At 49.9% G+C, this 19,851-nt stretch carries 15 protein-coding genes; 7 read left to right on the top strand and 8 right to left on the bottom strand.

Translation table 11 applies throughout. From position 1 onward, the window contains the following. Positions 1-8: 8 nt before the first annotated feature. The 3 genes from GK108_RS06840 to GK108_RS06830 all read right to left on the bottom strand — a co-directional run bounded on the left by GK108_RS06840 (position 9) and on the right by GK108_RS06830 (position 4,448). A complete protein-coding gene (locus GK108_RS06840) occupies positions 9-3,329 on the bottom strand; it encodes a SusC/RagA family TonB-linked outer membrane protein (RefSeq protein WP_163944833.1) in 3,321 nt (1,106 codons plus the stop codon). Positions 3,330-3,430: 101 nt separating this feature from the next. Further along, positions 3,431-3,679 (bottom strand): hypothetical protein, encoded by a 249-nt coding sequence (locus tag GK108_RS06835; RefSeq protein WP_163944830.1) that lies wholly within the window; start codon positions 3,677-3,679, stop codon positions 3,431-3,433. 238 nt (positions 3,680-3,917) lie between these two features. Beyond that, a complete protein-coding gene (locus GK108_RS06830; RefSeq protein ID WP_163944827.1) occupies positions 3,918-4,448 on the bottom strand; it encodes a DUF6252 family protein in 531 nt (176 codons plus the stop codon). Between the two features lie 236 nt (positions 4,449-4,684). Between GK108_RS06830 and GK108_RS06825 the strand changes: the two genes are divergently transcribed. The 7 genes from GK108_RS06825 to GK108_RS06795 all read left to right on the top strand — a co-directional run bounded on the left by GK108_RS06825 (position 4,685) and on the right by GK108_RS06795 (position 16,698). After that, a complete protein-coding gene (locus tag GK108_RS06825) occupies positions 4,685-5,590 on the top strand; it encodes a hypothetical protein (protein WP_163944823.1) in 906 nt (301 codons plus the stop codon). Positions 5,591-5,824: 234 nt separating this feature from the next. After that, complete coding sequence (locus tag GK108_RS06820; RefSeq protein WP_246224735.1) at positions 5,825-6,490, top strand: RNA polymerase sigma-70 factor; 666 nt, start codon at positions 5,825-5,827, stop codon at positions 6,488-6,490. A 52-nt stretch (positions 6,491-6,542) separates the two neighbouring features. After that, positions 6,543-7,541, top strand: a complete 999-nt coding sequence (locus GK108_RS06815) for a FecR family protein (RefSeq protein WP_163944820.1) — start codon at positions 6,543-6,545, stop codon at positions 7,539-7,541. Positions 7,542-7,570: 29 nt separating this feature from the next. Next, entirely contained in the window at positions 7,571-10,960 is a 3,390-nt protein-coding gene (locus GK108_RS06810; RefSeq protein ID WP_163944816.1) for a SusC/RagA family TonB-linked outer membrane protein, read from the top strand. Positions 10,961-10,999: 39 nt separating this feature from the next. After that, positions 11,000-12,667 (top strand): RagB/SusD family nutrient uptake outer membrane protein, encoded by a 1,668-nt coding sequence (locus GK108_RS06805; protein WP_163944813.1) that lies wholly within the window; start codon positions 11,000-11,002, stop codon positions 12,665-12,667. Between the two features lie 91 nt (positions 12,668-12,758). Further along, complete coding sequence (locus GK108_RS06800; RefSeq protein ID WP_163944811.1) at positions 12,759-14,519, top strand: FAD-dependent oxidoreductase; 1,761 nt, start codon at positions 12,759-12,761, stop codon at positions 14,517-14,519. Positions 14,520-14,703: 184 nt separating this feature from the next. Beyond that, on the top strand, positions 14,704-16,698 hold the full coding sequence (locus tag GK108_RS06795; protein WP_163944808.1) for an FAD-dependent oxidoreductase: 1,995 nt from the start codon (positions 14,704-14,706) through the stop codon (positions 16,696-16,698). A 100-nt stretch (positions 16,699-16,798) separates the two neighbouring features. On the opposite strand, the gene GK108_RS06790 is transcribed toward GK108_RS06795, so the two are convergent. From GK108_RS06790 to GK108_RS06770, 5 genes are all read right to left on the bottom strand, one after another. Further along, positions 16,799-17,797 (bottom strand): helix-turn-helix transcriptional regulator, encoded by a 999-nt coding sequence (locus GK108_RS06790; RefSeq protein ID WP_163944804.1) that lies wholly within the window; start codon positions 17,795-17,797, stop codon positions 16,799-16,801. Positions 17,798-17,839: 42 nt separating this feature from the next. Further along, on the bottom strand, positions 17,840-18,433 hold the full coding sequence (locus GK108_RS06785) for a YdeI/OmpD-associated family protein (RefSeq protein ID WP_163944801.1): 594 nt from the start codon (positions 18,431-18,433) through the stop codon (positions 17,840-17,842). Positions 18,434-18,544: 111 nt separating this feature from the next. Then, positions 18,545-18,961, bottom strand: a complete 417-nt coding sequence (locus GK108_RS06780) for a DUF1761 domain-containing protein (RefSeq protein WP_163944797.1) — start codon at positions 18,959-18,961, stop codon at positions 18,545-18,547. A gap of 224 nt (positions 18,962-19,185) precedes the next feature. Next, positions 19,186-19,542 (bottom strand): DUF3140 domain-containing protein, encoded by a 357-nt coding sequence (locus tag GK108_RS06775; protein ID WP_163944794.1) that lies wholly within the window; start codon positions 19,540-19,542, stop codon positions 19,186-19,188. 11 nt (positions 19,543-19,553) lie between these two features. After that, complete coding sequence (locus GK108_RS06770; protein WP_163944790.1) at positions 19,554-19,769, bottom strand: hypervirulence associated TUDOR domain-containing protein; 216 nt, start codon at positions 19,767-19,769, stop codon at positions 19,554-19,556. Between the last annotated feature and the right edge of the window lie 82 nt (positions 19,770-19,851).

Raw genomic sequence — 19,851 nt, 5'->3', positions numbered from 1 at the left:
TTGTTCGATTAGTAATTGATTTTCAAGCTGAAAACCAGCGACTTTGTACTTGGATTGTTGAAGTAATCCACACCACGTGCGTTACCCACACCCGATACGTTCGTTTCGGGATCGATACCCACCACTTTTGTCCAGAGAACAGGATTACGTGCCGTTACGCCGAAGCTGACCGATTCCAGCCTGGTCTTTTTTCGGAAACCCGCCGAATTCAAAACGTAGCCCAGCGTTATTTCCCGAATCCGTGTCCAGCTACCATCCCGCACAAATTGCTCAGTCAATTGGCCCGAATGGCCGCCAATTGACGTATAGAATGACTGATCGAGCAACACAGGCCCACCACCATAATCTTTTACATTACCACGTAGCGTAGTACCGGCTTTGAAGAGCGTTCCAGCATAGTTGTACATATCCTGCTGCAAGGTTACTTCATTACCCACGTCGGCATACGTACCGAAGTTGACTAGTACGCCCCGTGTTCCTTCGTAGAAATCACCGCCCTGGAACGTTTCAAACAAGACATTCAGCGATAGTTTTTTATAGGACACATTGGTTCCGAAGCCGCCCCGCCAATCGGGATTAGGATCGCCCACCACACCCAACGTAGTACTTAGTTTTGGGAAACCCGTTGGTGTCAGATCCATAGAGCCGTCGTCTTTGCGCTGATACGTTCCGCCATAGAAAGCCGACAACGCATCGCCCACGTGAGCTACGGTACTCAATGCCCCGCCCGTAAACGTAATGATTTCCGTGCCGCCCAAATTCGTTACGCGGTTGCGGTTCCGGCTCCAGTTGGCAAACACATTCCACTGAAAATCACTCTTTTGCAATACGTTCACATTAATATCGACCTCCATACCTTTGTTCTCCATACTACCGGCGTTGGTGTATTTCTGGCTAAATCCGGTAGAGCCCGCCGACGATACCTGTAGCAACAGATCGCGAATCTGGTTCTGGTAATAGGTGTAGCCAATAGAGAGTTTGTTCTTGAAAAAGCGAAGGTCGGTTCCGATTTCCCACTCCGTTTTGCGTTCGGGAAGCAGGTTTGGGTCGCCCTGGGTAGCACTTTCTACGTACGCACCGCCGTAGCCCGAACCCGTCAGGTTGGTAGCCCAACTGCTGAACGACGCACTGATATAAGGCGTTGTATTCCGATACGGCTCGGGCTGAATACCCACAATCCCATACGAAGCCCGCAGTTTACCGAACGAGAGCGGTGTTGCCCGGAAAATAGGCAACTGACTGAACTGCCACGCTACGTCGGTGGATGGGTAATAGAACGTCGATTTCGATGCGCTGCCGAACGTAGAACCCGACTCAGCTGCAATCGACCCGTTAACAAACAACTGATTATAAAAACCCAGGTTCAGAGTCGAATATAAGCGAGCCGTCCGGCGGTGCGATTGCGAATTGTACGGATAGTTGTTAGCCGCCGTCGAGTTGGCAAAGTTTGATGGCGCTTCTTCCAGAATAAAACCGTTCATCTGACCACCTAAGCTGTTGTATTTCCGATCATTGATATTAAATCCGGCAATCAATGTGCTCGTTACATTTTCTGAAAGATCTTTGCTGGCCCGACCGATTACGTCGAGGTTCAATTCCGTTTCTGAAATAATTTGCTGTTCATATTGACCGGCGCCCGAGTTTACGACTGACGAAACCGGGTTGTTCGTCACCCGACGGTCGTTGAACGTATCGATGCCGCCACGAGCGGTAATGCTGAACCAGTCTTTGGGCGTAACAACCAGCTCTGTATTCATAATCAGCCGGTCAACTTCGGTCAGGTTGGTGAGTTCGTTGATGGTCCAGAGCGGGTCGTTGTAGCTCGGGTTGGCCGATGCGCCGAGGTAGTTCCGGTACGAACGCTGGCGATTACGGATACCGGCCGCCGTTGGCGACGCGTAATACGTTCCTTTCCAGTAACGACTGTCGAAATCGGGCGACGAACGTAGCATACCAATGTATACACCGCTGGTGTTATCGCCCTTCTGAATCCGGTTCGACGTCGTACGAATAAAGTTAGCATTGGCCGATGCCCGCACAATATCGTTGAACTGACGGACCGAGTTAAACCGCACGGAGCTACGTTTGTAATCGCTCTGTCCAGCAAAAATGCCCTTTTGTGCCAGATTCCCGAAGCTCAGGTAGAAGTTCCCTTTATCGTTCCCTCCACTGATGCTCAGGTTGTTATCGAGATACGTACCCGTCCTAAAAACGGCGTCTTTTCTGGCTTCGTTAAAGGTTTCCTGCGAATTTTTGGTAATAATCGGGTAAAACGTCTTGCCCTTATCCGACTCAAACCGAGCGCCATTCATATTCACTACGTCCTCAGCGCCCGACCGGGTCGAAATTTTATCGCCCCACGAATACTGGGTGGTTGGGTTAAAAACGCCGAGAGAGCCCTGTCCATACGCTTCCTGCAACGGGTGTATTACGTTAACCTTATCGAACGACGCCGTTGATGTGAAGCTGACATTCAGTTTGTTATCGTTAGCCCCCCGTTTGGTAGTTATCACGATAACGCCGTTGGCCGCTCGGGAACCCCACAAACCAGCCGCCGACGCCCCTTTCAGCACCTGCATACTGGCAATATCTTCGGGATTGATGTCGTTCAAACGCGACTGCTGTGCTACGCCCGACCGCGAATCGCCCGTGGTGCTGTTGCTCATCGGTACGCCGTCGATAATAATCAGCGGCTGGTTTGAGCCTGTAATGGTGTTCTGGCCGCGAATCTGAATATACGAACCGGCACCCGGATCGCCGGTGGAGCGCGAAATCAATACGCCAGCCGCCTTACCAGCTAAGCCGTTGATGACGCCCGTTTCTCCCGACCGTTTAATGTCTTCGGCTTTGATAGTCGATGCTGTAGAGCCCAGCCGGTCTTTTTCTTCTTTAAAACCCAGCGCCGTTACCACCACTTCGTTCAGCACTTTCGAATCGGGCGATAACGTTACGTTGATGGCGGTTTGTGTACCGACCTGGATTTCCTGCGATACGTACCCCAGAAACGAAAAAATGAGCGTGCTTTCCTGCGATGGTACGTTGATGGTATAATTGCCATCACCATCGGTTGTGGTGCCAGTCGTTGTGCCTTTTATGGCAATATTGACCCCCGGCATCGCCATACGGTCTTCCTGCGAAATAACGCGTCCGCGCACTGTGATTACTGCCCGAGCGGTAGTCTTACCGTAAGAATCAGCCCGTTTTTCATAGTTCTGACTGGGTTTTCCCCCATTATGCGGTCGGTTCCCAGCATCGGCAGGTACAATAATCGAGGTCGAGACTGCCAAACAGACAAGGGCCCGAATTCTCTTTTGTAATGATACACTCATTTACTTAATCAGTTAACAGGTTGTTGTATTGCAAAAGCGTCGTGAAAGCCCTTTGAAAAGAGGCCATGCTGACCATCATAGCAGAGCCAGCTTTAAGACAGTCAAAAAAGAATAAGAACCACGGAGGCTGCTATTTGCAACCACTGTAGTTGAGAGTGGAAGCTTCTGACGGTTGAACATTCCGGGTTTTCGGGGTTATCCTGCTCTTCGTCCCTATCCATGCGCTCCCTAATCAAATCGTCCAGCCTTCCCTGCCTGAGCAAATCCATAAATACTTCCAGTTCCTTGTCAGTTGCCTGGTTGTTGAGATAGCGTTCAACCAAGGTTTCCAGAAATTTGCTCTCGTTCATAAGCTTTTAGGTTAATTATCCAGAAGACAATCGAAGCCGTTGGCCGGGCACCCCTTCTCCAGAAAAAATTTCAATTTTTTTAATATTTTAAAAATAAAATACCGATTTACACAGCAAATACCAACGAATAACCCACCCTTTAGACCAATAAGAACACACGCGCACCAGAATCTCCCAAACAACTTTGGATAATTCTGGTGCGCGTGTAAAAAAACTTATTACTGGAGAAGCGAACCGGTTACAGCTTGTTCATATCAATATCGAAACGGCCCTCCGTGATTCGTACCACCTCTTTACTGACAGGATATTGACCGTCGAACTCGAAGGTTCCTGATACAATTCGCTTCTGGGTATCCAGGCGAGTAATGACTACGTTGCCAGGATTGGACTCCATTGAGGTAAAAAGCCGGAACTGGTTGTCGTAGTAAATAGCAAAAGGATCGTCGTAGCGGTTTCTGACCTTATTGGTACCCATTACGCCTTTGGTCAGTGCTAATTGAATGCGATCTTTAGAGCTGGCATTGGTATGGATGAACAAATAAAAAGTGGAGTCGCTCAACGGCCTGAATTCGACGTCAATTGCTTTAGCCGCCGGGCCCTGATCATTACGAACTCCATTGGCGATCCAGACATTACCGTTGATTTTGCAACCAAACGTATTGAGTCCTTCTGTAGTAGGTGCTGGCAGGGTATCTTCCTTCGGTTTACAGCCATTGGCTATCAACAATCCCCAGGCTACCAGTAGCAGTGATTCCAGGAAATAATTCATGCAGAGAAAAGATTAATGGCTGTGCTAATTTCCAACATTTTGTTGTCCATTGGCGCACATCTACACGTTGTGGATAAACACTTTACATCTTCATTAACAGCAGAAATACAATAATGCGAACCGCCTACCCTAAACCGGGCGATTTGCTGATAAAAAGTAACTAGCACGACCGCAAAGCTTCCTATATTGGACGTAGCTTTACAGCACTAGTCAAAACGGACTCAACTACATACGTAATGCGCTTTCTTTTCAGGATTTCGATCTCATTCACTCTTTTTGCTTTCCTGTTACAGGCTTGTCAGTCGAACCAGCCGGAACCCGTTACGCAACTCCAGAACCCCAGCGATTCGCTGTCGGCTTTGGTGACTCAAGATGATTCGCTGATAAAGGTTACGATTCCTGATTTTGTGGCTGTTATCAACGCTTCTGTAACGCCCAAAGGAAAACTGGATCGAATTATAACTACGTATGCGGGGGCTAATCCCACGAGTCTTACGATAAATTTCCCCTATGATACCAGGCAGCGAATCATCGGTCGGTCGGTACTTAATTCACCGTCTAAAGGCGTCGATAATGCGGTGATTTATGAATACAAAAATGACAAACCCTATCGAACGTTTACCAAAGTGATCCAGCCCGGCGGCACATCCTTCTATTTCATGGAGCAGATGGTATATGATGCAAAGGAGCGTCACAGTGCTCACCTGTTGTATCGGGTAGAACTGGATGGACAAGCGCGTGTGTTGGAACGTAACACCCTCATTTACGACTCAGCCAATCGGTTGATTGAAGTAAAAGACCCTAACGGCTATCACGTCGGCCAGCTTTTCGACTATAAGGGCGATAACATGACGCTTATGAGCCATAAATATGCCAATGGCACTATTTCGACTGTCAAAACGGAGTTTCAGTATGACAATAAGCCCAACGTACTGAAAGGAATCTACTGGACGCTCAATCTGGGTTATATTCACCAGAATATGAGCATGAATAACCTCCTCAGCCGAACCTTTAAGGATACACTCACTACGCCCCAGCCAACGACCTACGTAACAGAGTACGACACCCAGAATCGACTGGTTCGTCGATCAACCACTTCATCGTTGGGTCTCGTAACCGATCGCTATTTCTTCAAAAATTGATACCTGGCAACCAATTCGGCTTCGAATCGATACGTAAGCCGTTCTAGTCATCGCTATTCCGCATGCCCTGAATTCTTAGTAGGGGTCTTTATTCGGCCTCACAGTCAATGCCATTATTTCCGAATAAAAAGCCCTTCAATTCTCTAAAAACGAGCCTGACGATTTTTTTTTCAAAAACCAGTAAGGGTAAAATTGTGCAATTAAGTCTTTGATTCGTTTAGCATTTTCGAGTCAATGGCTATCTTTACTGTATTGTCACCTAACGCTACCTCCGACCCCTGGCCCTCGCCATCCGTAAACGAGCCAAAGCCAATGTCGACGGTATACGATTCAGAACTTTTTCTACGAAAAACCTTCGAGCAGGACCCCCGTAAAGGGTTCGAGTTGCTGTTCCGGCAGTATTACACGCCCTTGTGCAGCCATGCCGTTCGGTTTGTGTACTCCCGGCAACTGGCCGAAGATTTGGTGAGCGAAGTCTTTTACCAGTTCTATCGGTCGGAAGCGTACCAGAAAATTCATTCGTCGTACATCAGCTATTTATTTACGGCGGTTCGGAACGAAGCGTATACGCACCTGCGCAAAGAATTCGGCAAAACCGACTCCATCGAATCGAGCACCGAAAATAACCTGCCCGGCAACCAGCCACAGCCCGATGCGGAGGTGCATTTCAACAATCTCTTCCTGGCTGTCAATGAATCCATTAGCCAGCTACCCGCCCAATGCCGCCGGGTGTTTCTGCTGAGTCGGTTTGAGAACAAAAAATACGACGAGATAGCCGCCGAATTACAGATTTCGCCCCGAACGGTGGAAGTGCATATCTCCCGAGCGCTCAAACATCTGCGCCAGACACTACGCGAGGAGTGGACCTTACTCCTGCTTCTTTTCAATCTTTTTGCTTAATGGATTAAGGGAGAAAACGGTTTGTAACGTCTCCCGTTCAACTTATACGAATATGACTCATTCGTTATCGAAACAGAACCTGTTTGCCTATCTGGCCGGACAGGCCAACCCCCTCGAACGCCAGATCGTGGAAGAATGGCTGAAAAACCCGGCCAATACCGAAACCTTCCACGCCTGGCTGCTGGAATGGGAAATGAGTGCCCTCCAGTTTCAGCCCGATCAGGAAACAGCCTTCGACAAGCTGGCGCAACGCCTGGACCAGACCGAAACCCCAGACATAGTGAACGAACCAGCAACAACATCGCCTTTCCGACTGTGGAACTGGCGGCCATATCTGGTGGCTGCCGTCGCGCTACTGGTTCTGGGCATAGCCCTCAGCCCCGTACGTACCACACTCCTCTACCAGACGTATCAAACGGCGGTTGATCAAACTCAACGTATTCAGCTCGAAGATGGCACCGGCGTTACGTTGAAACCCAACTCATCGCTTCAGGTACCGCGCTTCGGTTTCCGGCAGGATATCCGGCAGGTTTCTCTCACCGGCGAAGCTCGCTTCTCGGTAACGCACAAGCTGGATAATCAGCGGTTTGTCGTAAAAACTTCCGATCAGTTTCAGGTTGAAGTACTCGGTACCGAGTTTACGGTTTACGCACGAAAACAGGGTACCAACGTAGTGCTCGACCGGGGCAAAATCCGAATCGACTACAAAACCGACACGAAAAAACAGCAACTGGTGATGAAGCCCGGCGAAATGGCCATGCTCACCCAACAGGGAAACATTCATCTCCGCCCACTGGCTCCCGTAAAAGCGATTGACGCCCAAAAAGGACATCTCTTTCAGTTTCGCGATACGTCGCTGTGGGAAGCGTGTTACCTGATTGGCGAATATTTCGGCCAGAAGGTAGAAGTAGCCGACGATTCGCTCGCACAACGTACCATCTCCGGCAATTTTCACGCCCGAACCGCCAATGAACTCCTTGATTTACTGACTGCTACGTTCACACTCCGCGTCGATTCTACGGGCGCAACTCCCATTCTAAAAGATAACTGATTACTCCCCCTCTTTCTTAAGTCAAACTAATGAAGAAAACCTTACTCCAGTTAAGTCTGGTAGCTGTTTCGTTGACTGGATTTCCCCAGCTCAGCTTCTGCCAGACGTTTGCCTCCGCTCAGGTTTTGCCGCGCCAGACAAACCGAAGCGTACAAACCCAGCTCAAAAACGTATTACTCGATTTACAGCGCCATTACCGGGTTGAAATTCTTTTTGAAGACCGGATCATGGCCGGTAAAAACGTCTCTTCCGACGCCCTTAATCTAAACTCATCGCTAGAGAAAAACTTAACTCATCTCCTGAAAAACACGGGTTTACGTGTCCGCAAAATCCGAAAAGACACATACGTCATTACCGAAGTTGCCCGCACAAAGGCAACCGTATTGAGCCGCCAGGAAGAAGCAACAGAGTCGACTCCCTTGCCCGCTACGTCTGATGAGCGAACGGCTGTAAATGGAGCTGAATCGTCCGGTACGCATCAAGCCAACGTAGCAGACATCAGTGTCAGCGGTACGGTCATCGACGAATCGGGTGCCAGTTTACCAGGTGTGAGTGTGGTGGTGAAAGGCACAACGCGCGGCACCAGCACCGATAGCAAAGGCTTTTATCAGTTGAACGTACCCAACGAGCAGGCCGTATTGGTTTTCAGCTTCGTGGGATACCTTCCGCAGGAAACCACCGTTGGTAATCGCACCACAATCGGCATAAAGCTCCAGAACGATACCAAAGCGCTGTCGGAAGTGGTGGTTGTGGGATACGGCACGCAGAAAAAAGTGAACGTAACGGGTGCCGTTTCCAGCATTTCCAGCGAAGAAATTACCCGCCGGCCGGTTGGGCAAACGTCGTCGGCCTTGCAGGGTATGATGCCGGGCGTTACGGTAACGCAGCGATCGGGCCGTCCCGGTGGCGATGCCGGAACTATCCGAATTCGGGGTGTCGGTACGCTTGGCAACTCCGATCCACTGGTGCTGATCGACAATATTGAGGGCTCCATGAACAGCATCGATCCGAACCTCATTGAGTCTATTACGGTGCTGAAAGATGCGGCTTCGGCGTCGATTTACGGATCGCGGGCGGCCAATGGCGTGATTCTGGTAACGACCAAACGGGCCAAAGCCAACCGAATTTCGATGAGTTACAACAACTACATCGGCTGGCAATCGCCCACGAATCTGCCCAAAATGGCCAACGCCATCGACCATATGCTGTTAACTAACGAAGCCTATGTGAACGTTGGTCGCGCGCCGTTGTATTCCGACGACCTGATTAATAAATACCGCACCGAAGGGGCCACCAACCGCGATTTATATCCCGATACCGACTGGCAACGCGAAGTATTAACCGGCTCCGGCTTACAACAAAGCCACTTTTTCAGTATCAACGGTGGTAGCGAAAAAATTCGATTTCTGACGTCTGCCGGTTATCTCGATCAGAAAGGCGTTATCGAAAACTCCAGTTTCCGGCGGTATACGCTCCGAAACAATATGGACATTCAGATTTCCAAAAAATTCAGTGCCCGCGCCGATTTGCAGATTGTGGCCGCTACCACACTCGAACCAGGACGGGGTTCGGAAGAAGTGTTTCACTGGATGAACCGGATTCCGGCCAACCAGATTGGCATCAACTCGAATGGCACCTGGGGCGACGGCTGGAACGGCGACAACCCAATTGCGATGTCGCGCGATGGGGGCACCCGAAAAAACAACAGCCCCTACGTCATGCTCAACGCAGCTCTGGTATATAAACCCGTTGACGGACTTACGGCTGAACTTGCCTATTCGCCCAAATACGCGCTCTCGATTGACAAAAATTTCAACAAATCGGTACAGGCGTACAAGCCCGACGGTACGTTGAGTTTTCTGGCTCCGGCACGTAGTAGCCTGACCGAAACCACCAACCGGTCGATGTACAATACGCTCCGGGCCACATTGACTTACGACAAAGTATACGGCGATCACGGATTGAAAATACTGGGTGGTTTCTCGCGGGAGGATTTTCGAAACGACAACGTAACGGGCTACCGCGAAGGGTTTTTGTTGCCCGACTATCAGGTGTTAAATGCGGGGGCGTCGGACCTTCAGCGGTCGTCGGGCGGTGCTTCTGAATGGGCATTGCAATCGGCGTTTGGCCGTATCAACTACGATTTCAAGCAGAAATATCTCTTTGAAGCCAATGCGCGGTACGATGGTTCGTCGCGGTTTTCGAAAGGGCACAAATACGGCTTCTTCCCGTCGGTGTCGGCTGGCTGGCGTATTTCGCAGGAATCGTTTATGCAGCCACTTTTGGGAACCATCAATGAGTTGAAGTTTAGAGCGTCGTGGGGCCAGTTAGGTAATCAGAACATTCAGGGCGGTAATTACCCGTTCATGTCGGCGCTACAATTTGGGCCTTATACATTCGGCAAACAGATTGTCAACGTAGTAGCGTTGAATACGTTAGCCAACTCGGGTATTTCCTGGGAAACTACCGAGATGACCGACATTGGTATCGACGCTGTGGTGTTGTCGAACCTGTCGGTCACCGCCGATTATTATTACAAACAAACGCGGGACATTCTGCTCGATCTGGACATTCCGGCCATCATTGGGTTAGGAAAACCGTATCAGAATGCCGGGGTTGTTGAAAATAAAGGCTGGGAGCTTGGTCTGAATTATAAAGGATCGATCCGGGATTTTCGCTACGATATTGGGTTCAACATTTCGGATGTTAAAAACAAAGTGGTCGATTTACGGGGTGTGAATCAGGTCGGAACGCTAGCCAACCGCGAAGGGTACCCTATCCAGTCGATCTATGGATTACAGGCGGAAGGCTTATTCCAGACAGCGGACGAAGTAGCTTCGCACGCCCAGCAGTTCGGCGTTATCAAACCCGGCGACATTAAGTATAAAGATCAGAATGGCGATGGCATCATTAACGGCAACGACAACGTAGTACTGGGCAACACCATTCCCCGCTTTACCTACGGCACTACGTTGAATGCCTACTATAAAGGTTTCAGTCTGAACCTTATCCTTCAGGGCGTAGGCAAGGCTGATGGTATGCTGTATGAGCAGGGCATTATGCCGTTCTTTCTGGGCGGAACCGTGCAGGAACAACACAAAGATCACTGGACACCCGAAACGCCAAATGCTACGTTTCCCCGGCTGGCGTTCAGCGAAGCTAACAACGAAAAAATCTCCAGTTTCTGGCTACGTAACGCGGCTTACCTCCGCCTGAAAAATATTCAGTTCGGCTATACGATTCCTACGTCACTGACGCAACGAATCGGCATCAACAACATCCGCGTGTTTGCCAACGGTCAGAACATTCTCACGTTCGACAAATTCTGGGACGGCTACGATGTCGAATCGCCGGTGGGATCAGGACGTAGCTATCCGCAGGTCAAAATGTACAGCTTTGGTATCGACGTCAATTTTTAAGCATCAGCCGCATTTATTCAATTCCTAAAGACTTTACAAATGAAAAAAATACACTACTGGTTTCTGGCCGTTGCGTTGACGCTCAGTACTACGTCCTGCGAAGATTACCTCGAACGGTACCCGCTGGAAGGCCCCGCCGACCAGTCTTATTTTGCCAATGCCAGCGAACTGGAACTGGCCGTCAATGGCTGCTATAAAGGGATGAACTTCCACCCGCTCGACGGTATGCCCATGCAGCTCTTACTCGACGATGGTACCGACCTGGGCTGGGATCGGAATAATAGCTCGCTGCAACAAATCGGGAAAGGCAGTCACGACAGCAACAACGGCTTCTCGAAATCGATCTGGGACAATTCCTACAAGATCATAGGCCGCTGTAATTTCATTCTCGACAACATGGGCAAGCTCGATGGCAAGATGGATGCTACGTTGCAGGCTCGCTACCGCGCCGAAACCCGTTTTGTGCGTGCCTATACGTATCACTACCTGATCGAGTTATTTGGCGGGGTGCCACTGGTTACCAAAACGATCGGTCTGGCGGAATCGCAGGTTCCTAAAAGCACCAAAGAAGAATGCGTTACGTTCATTATGAGCGAGTTGGACGCTGCGACTAACGATTTACCCGTTAGCTACAGTGGCATCAACGCTGGCCGGGCTACGAAAGGAGCCGCTTTAGCCACCAAAGCACGTACTGCGCTCTACAACGAAAAATGGGCCGATGCAGCCACCGCAGCCAAAGCGGTTATGGACCTGAATTACCACAAACTGCACACGAATTATGGTCAGCTATTCTCGTATGCCGGTCAGACATCGACTGAAATTATTTTCGCGCTTCAGTACCTGAAAACCAGCACGGTTGTTCACGCAACTCCGCAGAATTTTCTGTCGCGGAATGCGCAGGGCGCTTCCAACAAAGTTCCGGGGCAGTTGCTGGTCGATGCGTACGAGTGTACAGACGGTTTGACGATTGACAAATCGCCCCTCTACAATCCGAAAGATCCGTTCAAAAATCGCGATCCCCGGCTCGATTTCACGGTAGCGGTCCCGGGTTCTAATTACTTCAATTTCAAGTTCGAAACCCACAAAGACAGCGTCAAAACAATCAACTATGCTACCGGCGCCCGTGTGGATAATCAGGATGCGATTCACGCTTTTGCTACGTATACCGGCTATTGCTGGCGGAAATACACCGACCTGACCGACGCCAACGACCGGAGCAATTCAGAACTGAACATCAGCCTGATTCGCTACGCCGAAGTATTGCTCATTTACGCCGAGGCAAAAATTGAAGCCAACCAGATCGATCAGTCGGTTTATGATGCCATCAACGCGGTCCGTCAGCGCCCGACAGTGAATATGCCCGCCATCAAAACCGGCAAAACCCAGGCCGAACTCCGGTCGATTATTCGGAAAGAGCGCAAGTATGAATTGACGAACGAGGGCTTTCGTTTAGTGGATATTCGTCGCTGGAAGCTGGCCGACAAGCTGTTGGCCGGTAATTTTCTGGGTCGTATTCCAAAAGGCTTACTGGCTACGGCACCCGTCATCGACGCTAACGGTACGCCCGATTACAGCTCGGTGCCGAACAAAGCTGATATGCGTGTAGTGGAAGTTCGGATTTTCAAGCCCGAACGCGATTACCTGTGGCCAATACCATTCATCGAAACCGTAACCAATAAAGCACTCACCCAAAACCCTGGTTATTAAGCTTCATATAGAACGCTGATGTTTATGATTGGTATGATCTGTTTAAACCATACTAATCATAAATACCAGCGTTCTATCAATCTTTTCCAACATGCCTACAACCCGCCGTCGTTTTCTACAAATCTCTGGCCTGAGTGGTCTGGCTTTTTCGGCCGGTCTTCCCGAATTATATGCGAATACAACTGCACCTTTAGCGGATAGTGACTATGATTTGATAATCGTTGGTGGTACGCCCGGCGGCATTATGGCGGCTGTGGCGGCTTCGCGAATGGGCAAAAAATCGTTGCTTCTGGAACGTACGGCCCACATTGGCGGCTTACCGGCCAATGGTCTCGGGGCCACCGATATTGCTACACGTGGTGCTACGGGCGGGCTGTTTATCGAATTTGTGAACCGGATCAAAGCGCACTACGTAGCGAAATACGGGGCCGATTCGCAGCAAGCCAAGGATTGTTCCGACGGCTATCATTTCGAACCTTCGGTAGCAGCCAAAATCTTCAATGATTTTCTGAAAGAAAGCCCCAACGTAACGGTACTGACGATGCGGCAGTTCGACTTCGAACCCGAAAACTTGACGATTCAGAACAACCGGATTCAGGGAATTCGCGTACTGAACCGTACGACGAAGAAGCCGGAAACGTATCAGGGCCGTTTTTTCATCGACGCTACGTATGAGGGCGATCTGATCGCGGCTGCGGACGTACCGTTTTTTCTGGGTCGGGAAGGTAAGTCGGAATACGGCGAAGTGGGCGCTGGTCGGGTTTATAAATACTGGGCAGGTCCAGAAGGTCCGGGTTCGACGTTTGCGGGCGACAATGCCGTGCAATCGTACAACTACCGCCTTTGCGTAACCAATGACCCAAAAATCCGGGTAAAAATTCAGAAGCCAGCCAATTACAATCGGGCAGAGTACGTATCGTTGATTAATGACGTCAAAACCGGCCATTACACGGGCGTAGCGATGTCGAAACTCACCGATGCGCAGAAGGCCGAATTCGAACGTAACGCCAAAGCGGGCATCCGTCCCGACGTACCCGGCATGCCCAAAGGCATTGCCTGGTTAACGAATATGGTGAAGCTGCCCAACGGAAAAAACGACGGCAACAACCAGCACCATGCCTTCATCTCGACCGATCTGCCCGAAGAAAACTGGCCCTATCCAACGTCAGGTTGGGACTGGCGCGACCGCTTTGCACAACGGCTTCGTGAATACACCGAAGGCTTGTTTTACTTCGCCCAGAACGACTCCGAACTGCCCGACTGGTTCCGCAAAGAGTGTTCGGAATGGGGCTGGGCTAAAGACGAATACACCGACAACGGCCATTTTCCCCGGCAACTCTACGTGCGCGAAGGTCGCCGGATGAAAGGCAAATACATCTTCAAAGCGCAGGACGCCATCCCCGTAAAACCCGGCGAACGTCCTCCCCTACACGCCGATAGCATCACAGCCAGTCACTACGCCCTCGATTCGCACGCCGTTCGAAAACGCGAGCCAGGCCGTATTCATCTGGATGGTTTTATCAGTTATCCGTCGGCTGTGTACACCGTACCGTTTCGGGTAATCGTGCCTGATTCACCCCTTGAGAATTTGCTGGCTCCGGTTCCGGCATCGGCCACGCACATCGGTTTTTCCACGCTACGTATGGAACCCTGCTGGATGGCCCTCGGGCAGGCCGCCGGAACAGCAGCGGCATTATGTGTTCAGCAAAAACAATCCGTTCATACTTTACCCGTTTCTGACTTGCAGAAATCGTTGCTCCAGCAAAAGGCAATTCTGGTCTATAGCAAGGGCATCAGTGCGAATGATGCCAATTTTGAAGCGAATCAACTAGCCGCTTTACAAGCAAAATAAGGTTAATTAGGTCGCTGAAAATACATTAGTTTATTTTTTGTCCTGCTGACGAAGGAAGCATCTACAGAGATGACTTTTGTCCTGCTCCCGAAGATGCTTCCTTCGTCAGCAGGACAAAAATACCCTTGTAGAGTTACTCTAAGCTATTTGTGATTGCATACTTATCATTACCTCAGTTTATATTATGCGATACGTAACAGTATTCTGTCTTACTTTTCTAATTACGTTTTCGGCCATTGCCCAGCAGCAGGTCGACATTTGTGTATACGGCGGCACGTCGGGCGGTGTTATAGCGGCCTATACAGCCCGAAAAGCGGGTAAAACCGTGCTACTGATCGAGCCCGGAAAACACCTCGGCGGTATGACCTCGGGCGGTCTTGGCCTGACCGATATTGGCAATAAATACGCGATCACCGGCATTTCCCGCGATTATTACCGACGGATCGGGAAGCACTACGGCAAGTTTGAACAATGGATTTTCGAGCCACACGTAGCTGAAGATTTATTCGGGGAATACGTCAAACGTGGTCAGGTGAACGTACTGTATTCGCATCGGCTGGCGAGTGTGAAGAAGAACGGCGGTCAAATTCAGGAAATCGTTCTCGAAAACGCCGACAATCCATCCGCGAAACGTAGCGTTCGGGCCAAGATGTTTATCGACTGCTCGTATGAAGGGGATCTGATGGCCAAAGCAGGCGTATCCTACACGGTTGGGCGCGAAGACAATTCGAAATACAACGAAACGATCAGCGGTGTGCAGCTCATGACGGGTCACCAGCTTCCCGATGGTATCGACCCGTATAAAACGCCTGGCAATCCTGAATCGGGGCTGGTCTGGGGCGTTAGTCCGGCCAAACTCGAGCCCAACGGTACGGGCGATACCAAAGTGCAGGCGTATAATTACCGCATCTGCCTGTCGTCGGACCCGGCGAATCAGGTGCCTATTACGCGCCCGGCGGGTTACGACTCGACTAAGTTTGAACTACTGGCTCGGCTGATTGCGGCCCAACCTAATCGGAAAACGCTCAACGATTATTTTATCTGGAGCGGAATGCCCAACAAAAAAACCGACATCAACAACCGAAACGGTTTCTCAACCGACATGATCGGGATGAATTACGAATACCCCGACGCGAGCTATGAGAAACGGGCGCAAATCATCCGCGACCACGAACTGTACACCAAAAGTCTGCTGTATTTCTTCGGTCATGATTCGCGCGTTCCTGAAGAGCTTCGACAGTCGATGCTGAAGTGGGGCTACCCAAAAGACGAATACACCGACAACGGAAACTGGTCGCCACAACTCTACGTCCGCGAAGCTCGGCGGCTGGTCGGTGCTTACGTCATGACGCAGGCCAATTGCCAGGGCAAAGAAGTCGTGAACGATGGTGTTGGCATGGCCGCCTATACGATGGATTCGCACAATATTCAGCGGATTGTCATCGAAAAAGACGGCAAAAAAATGGCGAAGAACGAAGGAAACGTGGAAGTTGGCGGCTTTGGTCCCTACCCCATTTCATACCGCGCCCTGATTCCGAAAGAAAGCGAATGTCAGAACTTGCTGGTTCCGGTTTGTCTGTCGGCTTCTCACATTGCGTATGGTTCAATACGTATGGAACCCGTTTTTATGGTATTGGGGCAATCGACGGCGCTGGCGGCAGCTATGGCGATCGATGCCAAAACCAGCGTACAGAAAATCGACGTTGCCAAACTTCAGCAGAAACTAAAAGCTGATCCCCTGGCCGATGGTAGCACGCCCGAAATTCTGGTCGACAACGACAACAAAGACAACGTAGCGACCACCGGTTCGTGGCGATTGGAAACGAAACTCAAAGGTGGTTATGGCCCGTCGTATCTGGTGAACGAAGAATCGGCCGGTGGCTCCGTGAAGTTTACGCCTGATATTCTCAAAGCCGGTAAATATCACATTTACACCTACTTCCCTCGCCTATCCAAGACGACAACAGAACTAGGCATTACAGTATCGAACGGCACTAGCAGCAAAACCATTCCCATCAAACCCGCCGATATTGTTGTAGTAGGTCAGACCACCGGCGAATGGGTATCACTGGGCGAATACACCTTACCCAAAGGAAAAACATCGTCGGTAGAAATCGTTGCCAAACAACCCGACGGCCCCGTGGTAGCGGATGCTGTTTTATTCGTACCGGCTTTCTAATATAACTTTCGCGAACTACGTAGTATACCAAACGCCAATTCAATCAGAGTTGGCGTTTGGTATTTTGGCCATTAAATAGGATCGGCTAGCAGGAAATCAATCATTCTCCAGTTGGGAAATCCGGTTGGAAGGCACAGAAAAAAGTATAAGCCCTCTGAGCCTGATCCCGTAAATGCTCCCGCAGTTTAGGTGGCTCCAGAATCGTTATGGCTCCTCCATACGGAAGCAGCCAGGTGGCCAGATAGGATAGTGAGCCAACGAGAAATGTCATTTCCACACTTCCGTCTGATTGAGGTTGATCGTGTGCCCAGCCATATTGATGTTTCGTATCCTGTAAATGCTGGGCCAAGGCTGGCATGATAGCAGTTGCCCGAAAATGGATAACAACCTTTTCCTTTGAACGACGCCTGGCTTCGTCGGCCCAATAGTGCTGCAAGGTTTCGGGGCGGGACGGAAAAACCTCTTCGCTGAGGGAGAGGTGCTGGATGCGGTCAAGGCGAAAATCCCGAAAAGCCTGCCGCAACCGGCAATACGCCACTACATGCCAGTGCTTACTTAAATAAAGCCCTATAGGCTCTATCTCACGTGTACTGAGCGATCCCGCTTCAGCGGAATAGTAGACCAACCTGACGACCCGGTGCGCTGTAACGGCAGTTACCAAAAGTTGGTAAGCATTCGAGCCAGCGGGTTGACTAGCAAGCTCTAAAACCTGAATATGAGGCTCTAACGTTTCGAGATGATCCCGATCCGCGTAACGTAGGGCAGCCCGCAACTTCTCCATCGCCTGGCCACTAAGCTGAGCCGTAGGCGCATCGGTGAGTTGAACAGCCAGCTTTTCTGCGGTGAGCAGCGCAATGGCTTCTTCGCGCGTGAACATGACCGGCGGAATCCGATAACCCTCCAGCATCGCATAGCCTTTTCCCTCCTGCGTTACGACAGGAATACCTGCCTGTTCGAGCGTTCTAATGTCGCGATAAATGGTACGTCGGCTCACCGAAAAACGGCGGGCCAACTCAGTAGCCGTCAGCACTCGTTTCGTTTGAAGGAGCGTCAGTAGCGCTACTAATCGGGAAAGGCGGGTTGTTTCGGGATCAATCATTGCTTACATGCTACGTCTGCGCCTACTGATTCAATGCGCAGATTACTTTTTAGCCTCCTGAAAAGGTTTAGGCTTCAGGCCTTGCTCAGCCGACTCTATGATGTCAACAATGCGTTTTTGCCTCGTTTCAGGCCGTTTAGCCAACACAAGCCATTGCAGAAGATTCCGTTTGTCGGATTTGCACAACCCTAGAAAATAAGCCCTGGCATTCGGTTTCTTCTGAAGCTCCTCTTCCAGATCAGCCGGAATTATTAAGGCTTCCGCATCGTCCAGAATTGCCCAGGAGCCATTGCTCTTTGCCCGGTCGATCACGTCCAAACCGGCCTGGGCCATTAACCCTTCACGGATAAGCCGCTCAACCTTTTCCTTGTTAATTCTCGACCATACACTAGTTGGCTTTCGTCGGCAGAAAAACTGCCTGTATCGTTCCTCATCTATAGGCTTCGCCAGACTATCGATCCATCCAAAACAAAGCGCTTCATCCACGGCTTCGCTCCAGGCCAGCGTCGATCGATTTGATTTCTTTTTGTAATAAACCAACCAGACCGATTTTTCTGTATGGTGATGCGCCTGCAGCCACTCCCGCCATTGCTGCCGACTCAGTGGGCAAACCGTTTTTATTTCTTTTTCTGCCATGATTGATCGTATACGTACTGTTTTCGCAGGATCTCCTCAGATGAGTAACGTAGTAATAGCACCGGTCAGAACTACAGTTCGATTAGCCAGCGACCATTACTACGTATCTGTTTATTTCATAGTCACTAAGATCATACAGACAATCAGTATTCCTACCAGATGATACGTACCGCTGATCAATCCGTACAGTAGAGGTCGAGGAATATTCGGATTGATGGCAATAGTAACCGTATTGGCCGATAGATAGCCCAGCCCTACAATAGCTGCAAATAGCAACGCATCGCTGTAAGAATCAATGGGTAGCGTATAGATCAGAACAGCCGTGGCAACCGTAATCACGAGCGTACACACAGCTGGACCAATAATAAAAATAGGCGCCGTAGTTTGTGGCATGTCATTTTCTCTGCCCAGCGAAAACCGGTATTGTCGGGGGAAAAATAAGGTAAACCATAAGGCTCCCAGAACAAAATAGACCACAAATGCGAGTAAAACGCTTAACCAGGCTATATCAGCTAGTACATTAAACATACAGGTATCTTTTAATTGATTGATACCCCAAAGAAATAGGCACCCGGTGACAGCCTTATGTCATAGGTAAATCCTGCAACGTAAAAAATGTTGGAGCTATGTAGCTGTTGCTTTTCAGAAGTAAAGCCATACATAAGAGCTTACTCCTTCGTACTGATGCCAAAAATTAGACCAACCTGGTAAACCGCATTAGGCACCAGGTTGGTCAGCTCAACCAAATCTGTTTATTTTTTGCCAGGGTCATGGCCCCAGTTCTTCAGCGAATACGCCCAGTTTGAGCCGTCTACTTTGTCTGGGCGTTGAGCCAGATGCCGTTTGATATAACTGACCACTCGTTTCATCTGGTGCAGGTCATCATCTGATACGTCTTTGGCTTTCTTTTCTAAAATAGCCATAATGTGTTCGCCCGACTGATGGCCGATTGATTCACTGGCCCCCTCTTTCTTTTGACCTACGGATTTTGACTCGTTGGTTTTTAGCCACTCGTTGAGTTCCGAAGCCGACATATTCACCAGGTGCTTAAACTCCTGTTGAATGTCCTGCTCCTCATCGGTCTGCCTGTGTTGAGCTGTTGTCGCCATAGTTGCACGGTTTATTGCTTTTCTACCTCACTAGCCGATTTAACAACTTTCTTTCCATTATCCTGCTTAATCACCAGCGCAGGCTCCTCATCGGAACCTTTGCGTTTAACCGTCGTGCCCTGTACTTTCCGGCTTACATCCTCTTTATGGACCTCCGCTACCGTTCCGGCTCCCTTGCCTTTACCGTAGTTCCATTCAACCTGATCACCTTTCTTTACCGTTTTCATAATGTATTGAGTTTTAAGAATAAAGTGGTGTTTAGAGCAAGTGTTTAAAAAATCACAAATTACCGTTCACTACAATGCTTTT

Source organism: Spirosoma terrae (assembly GCF_010435915.1).
GTDB classification, from domain to species: domain Bacteria; phylum Bacteroidota; class Bacteroidia; order Cytophagales; family Spirosomataceae; genus Spirosoma; species Spirosoma terrae.
The sequence above is the reverse complement of the archived record's forward strand: the minus strand, read 5'-3'. Positions and strand labels throughout refer to the sequence as shown.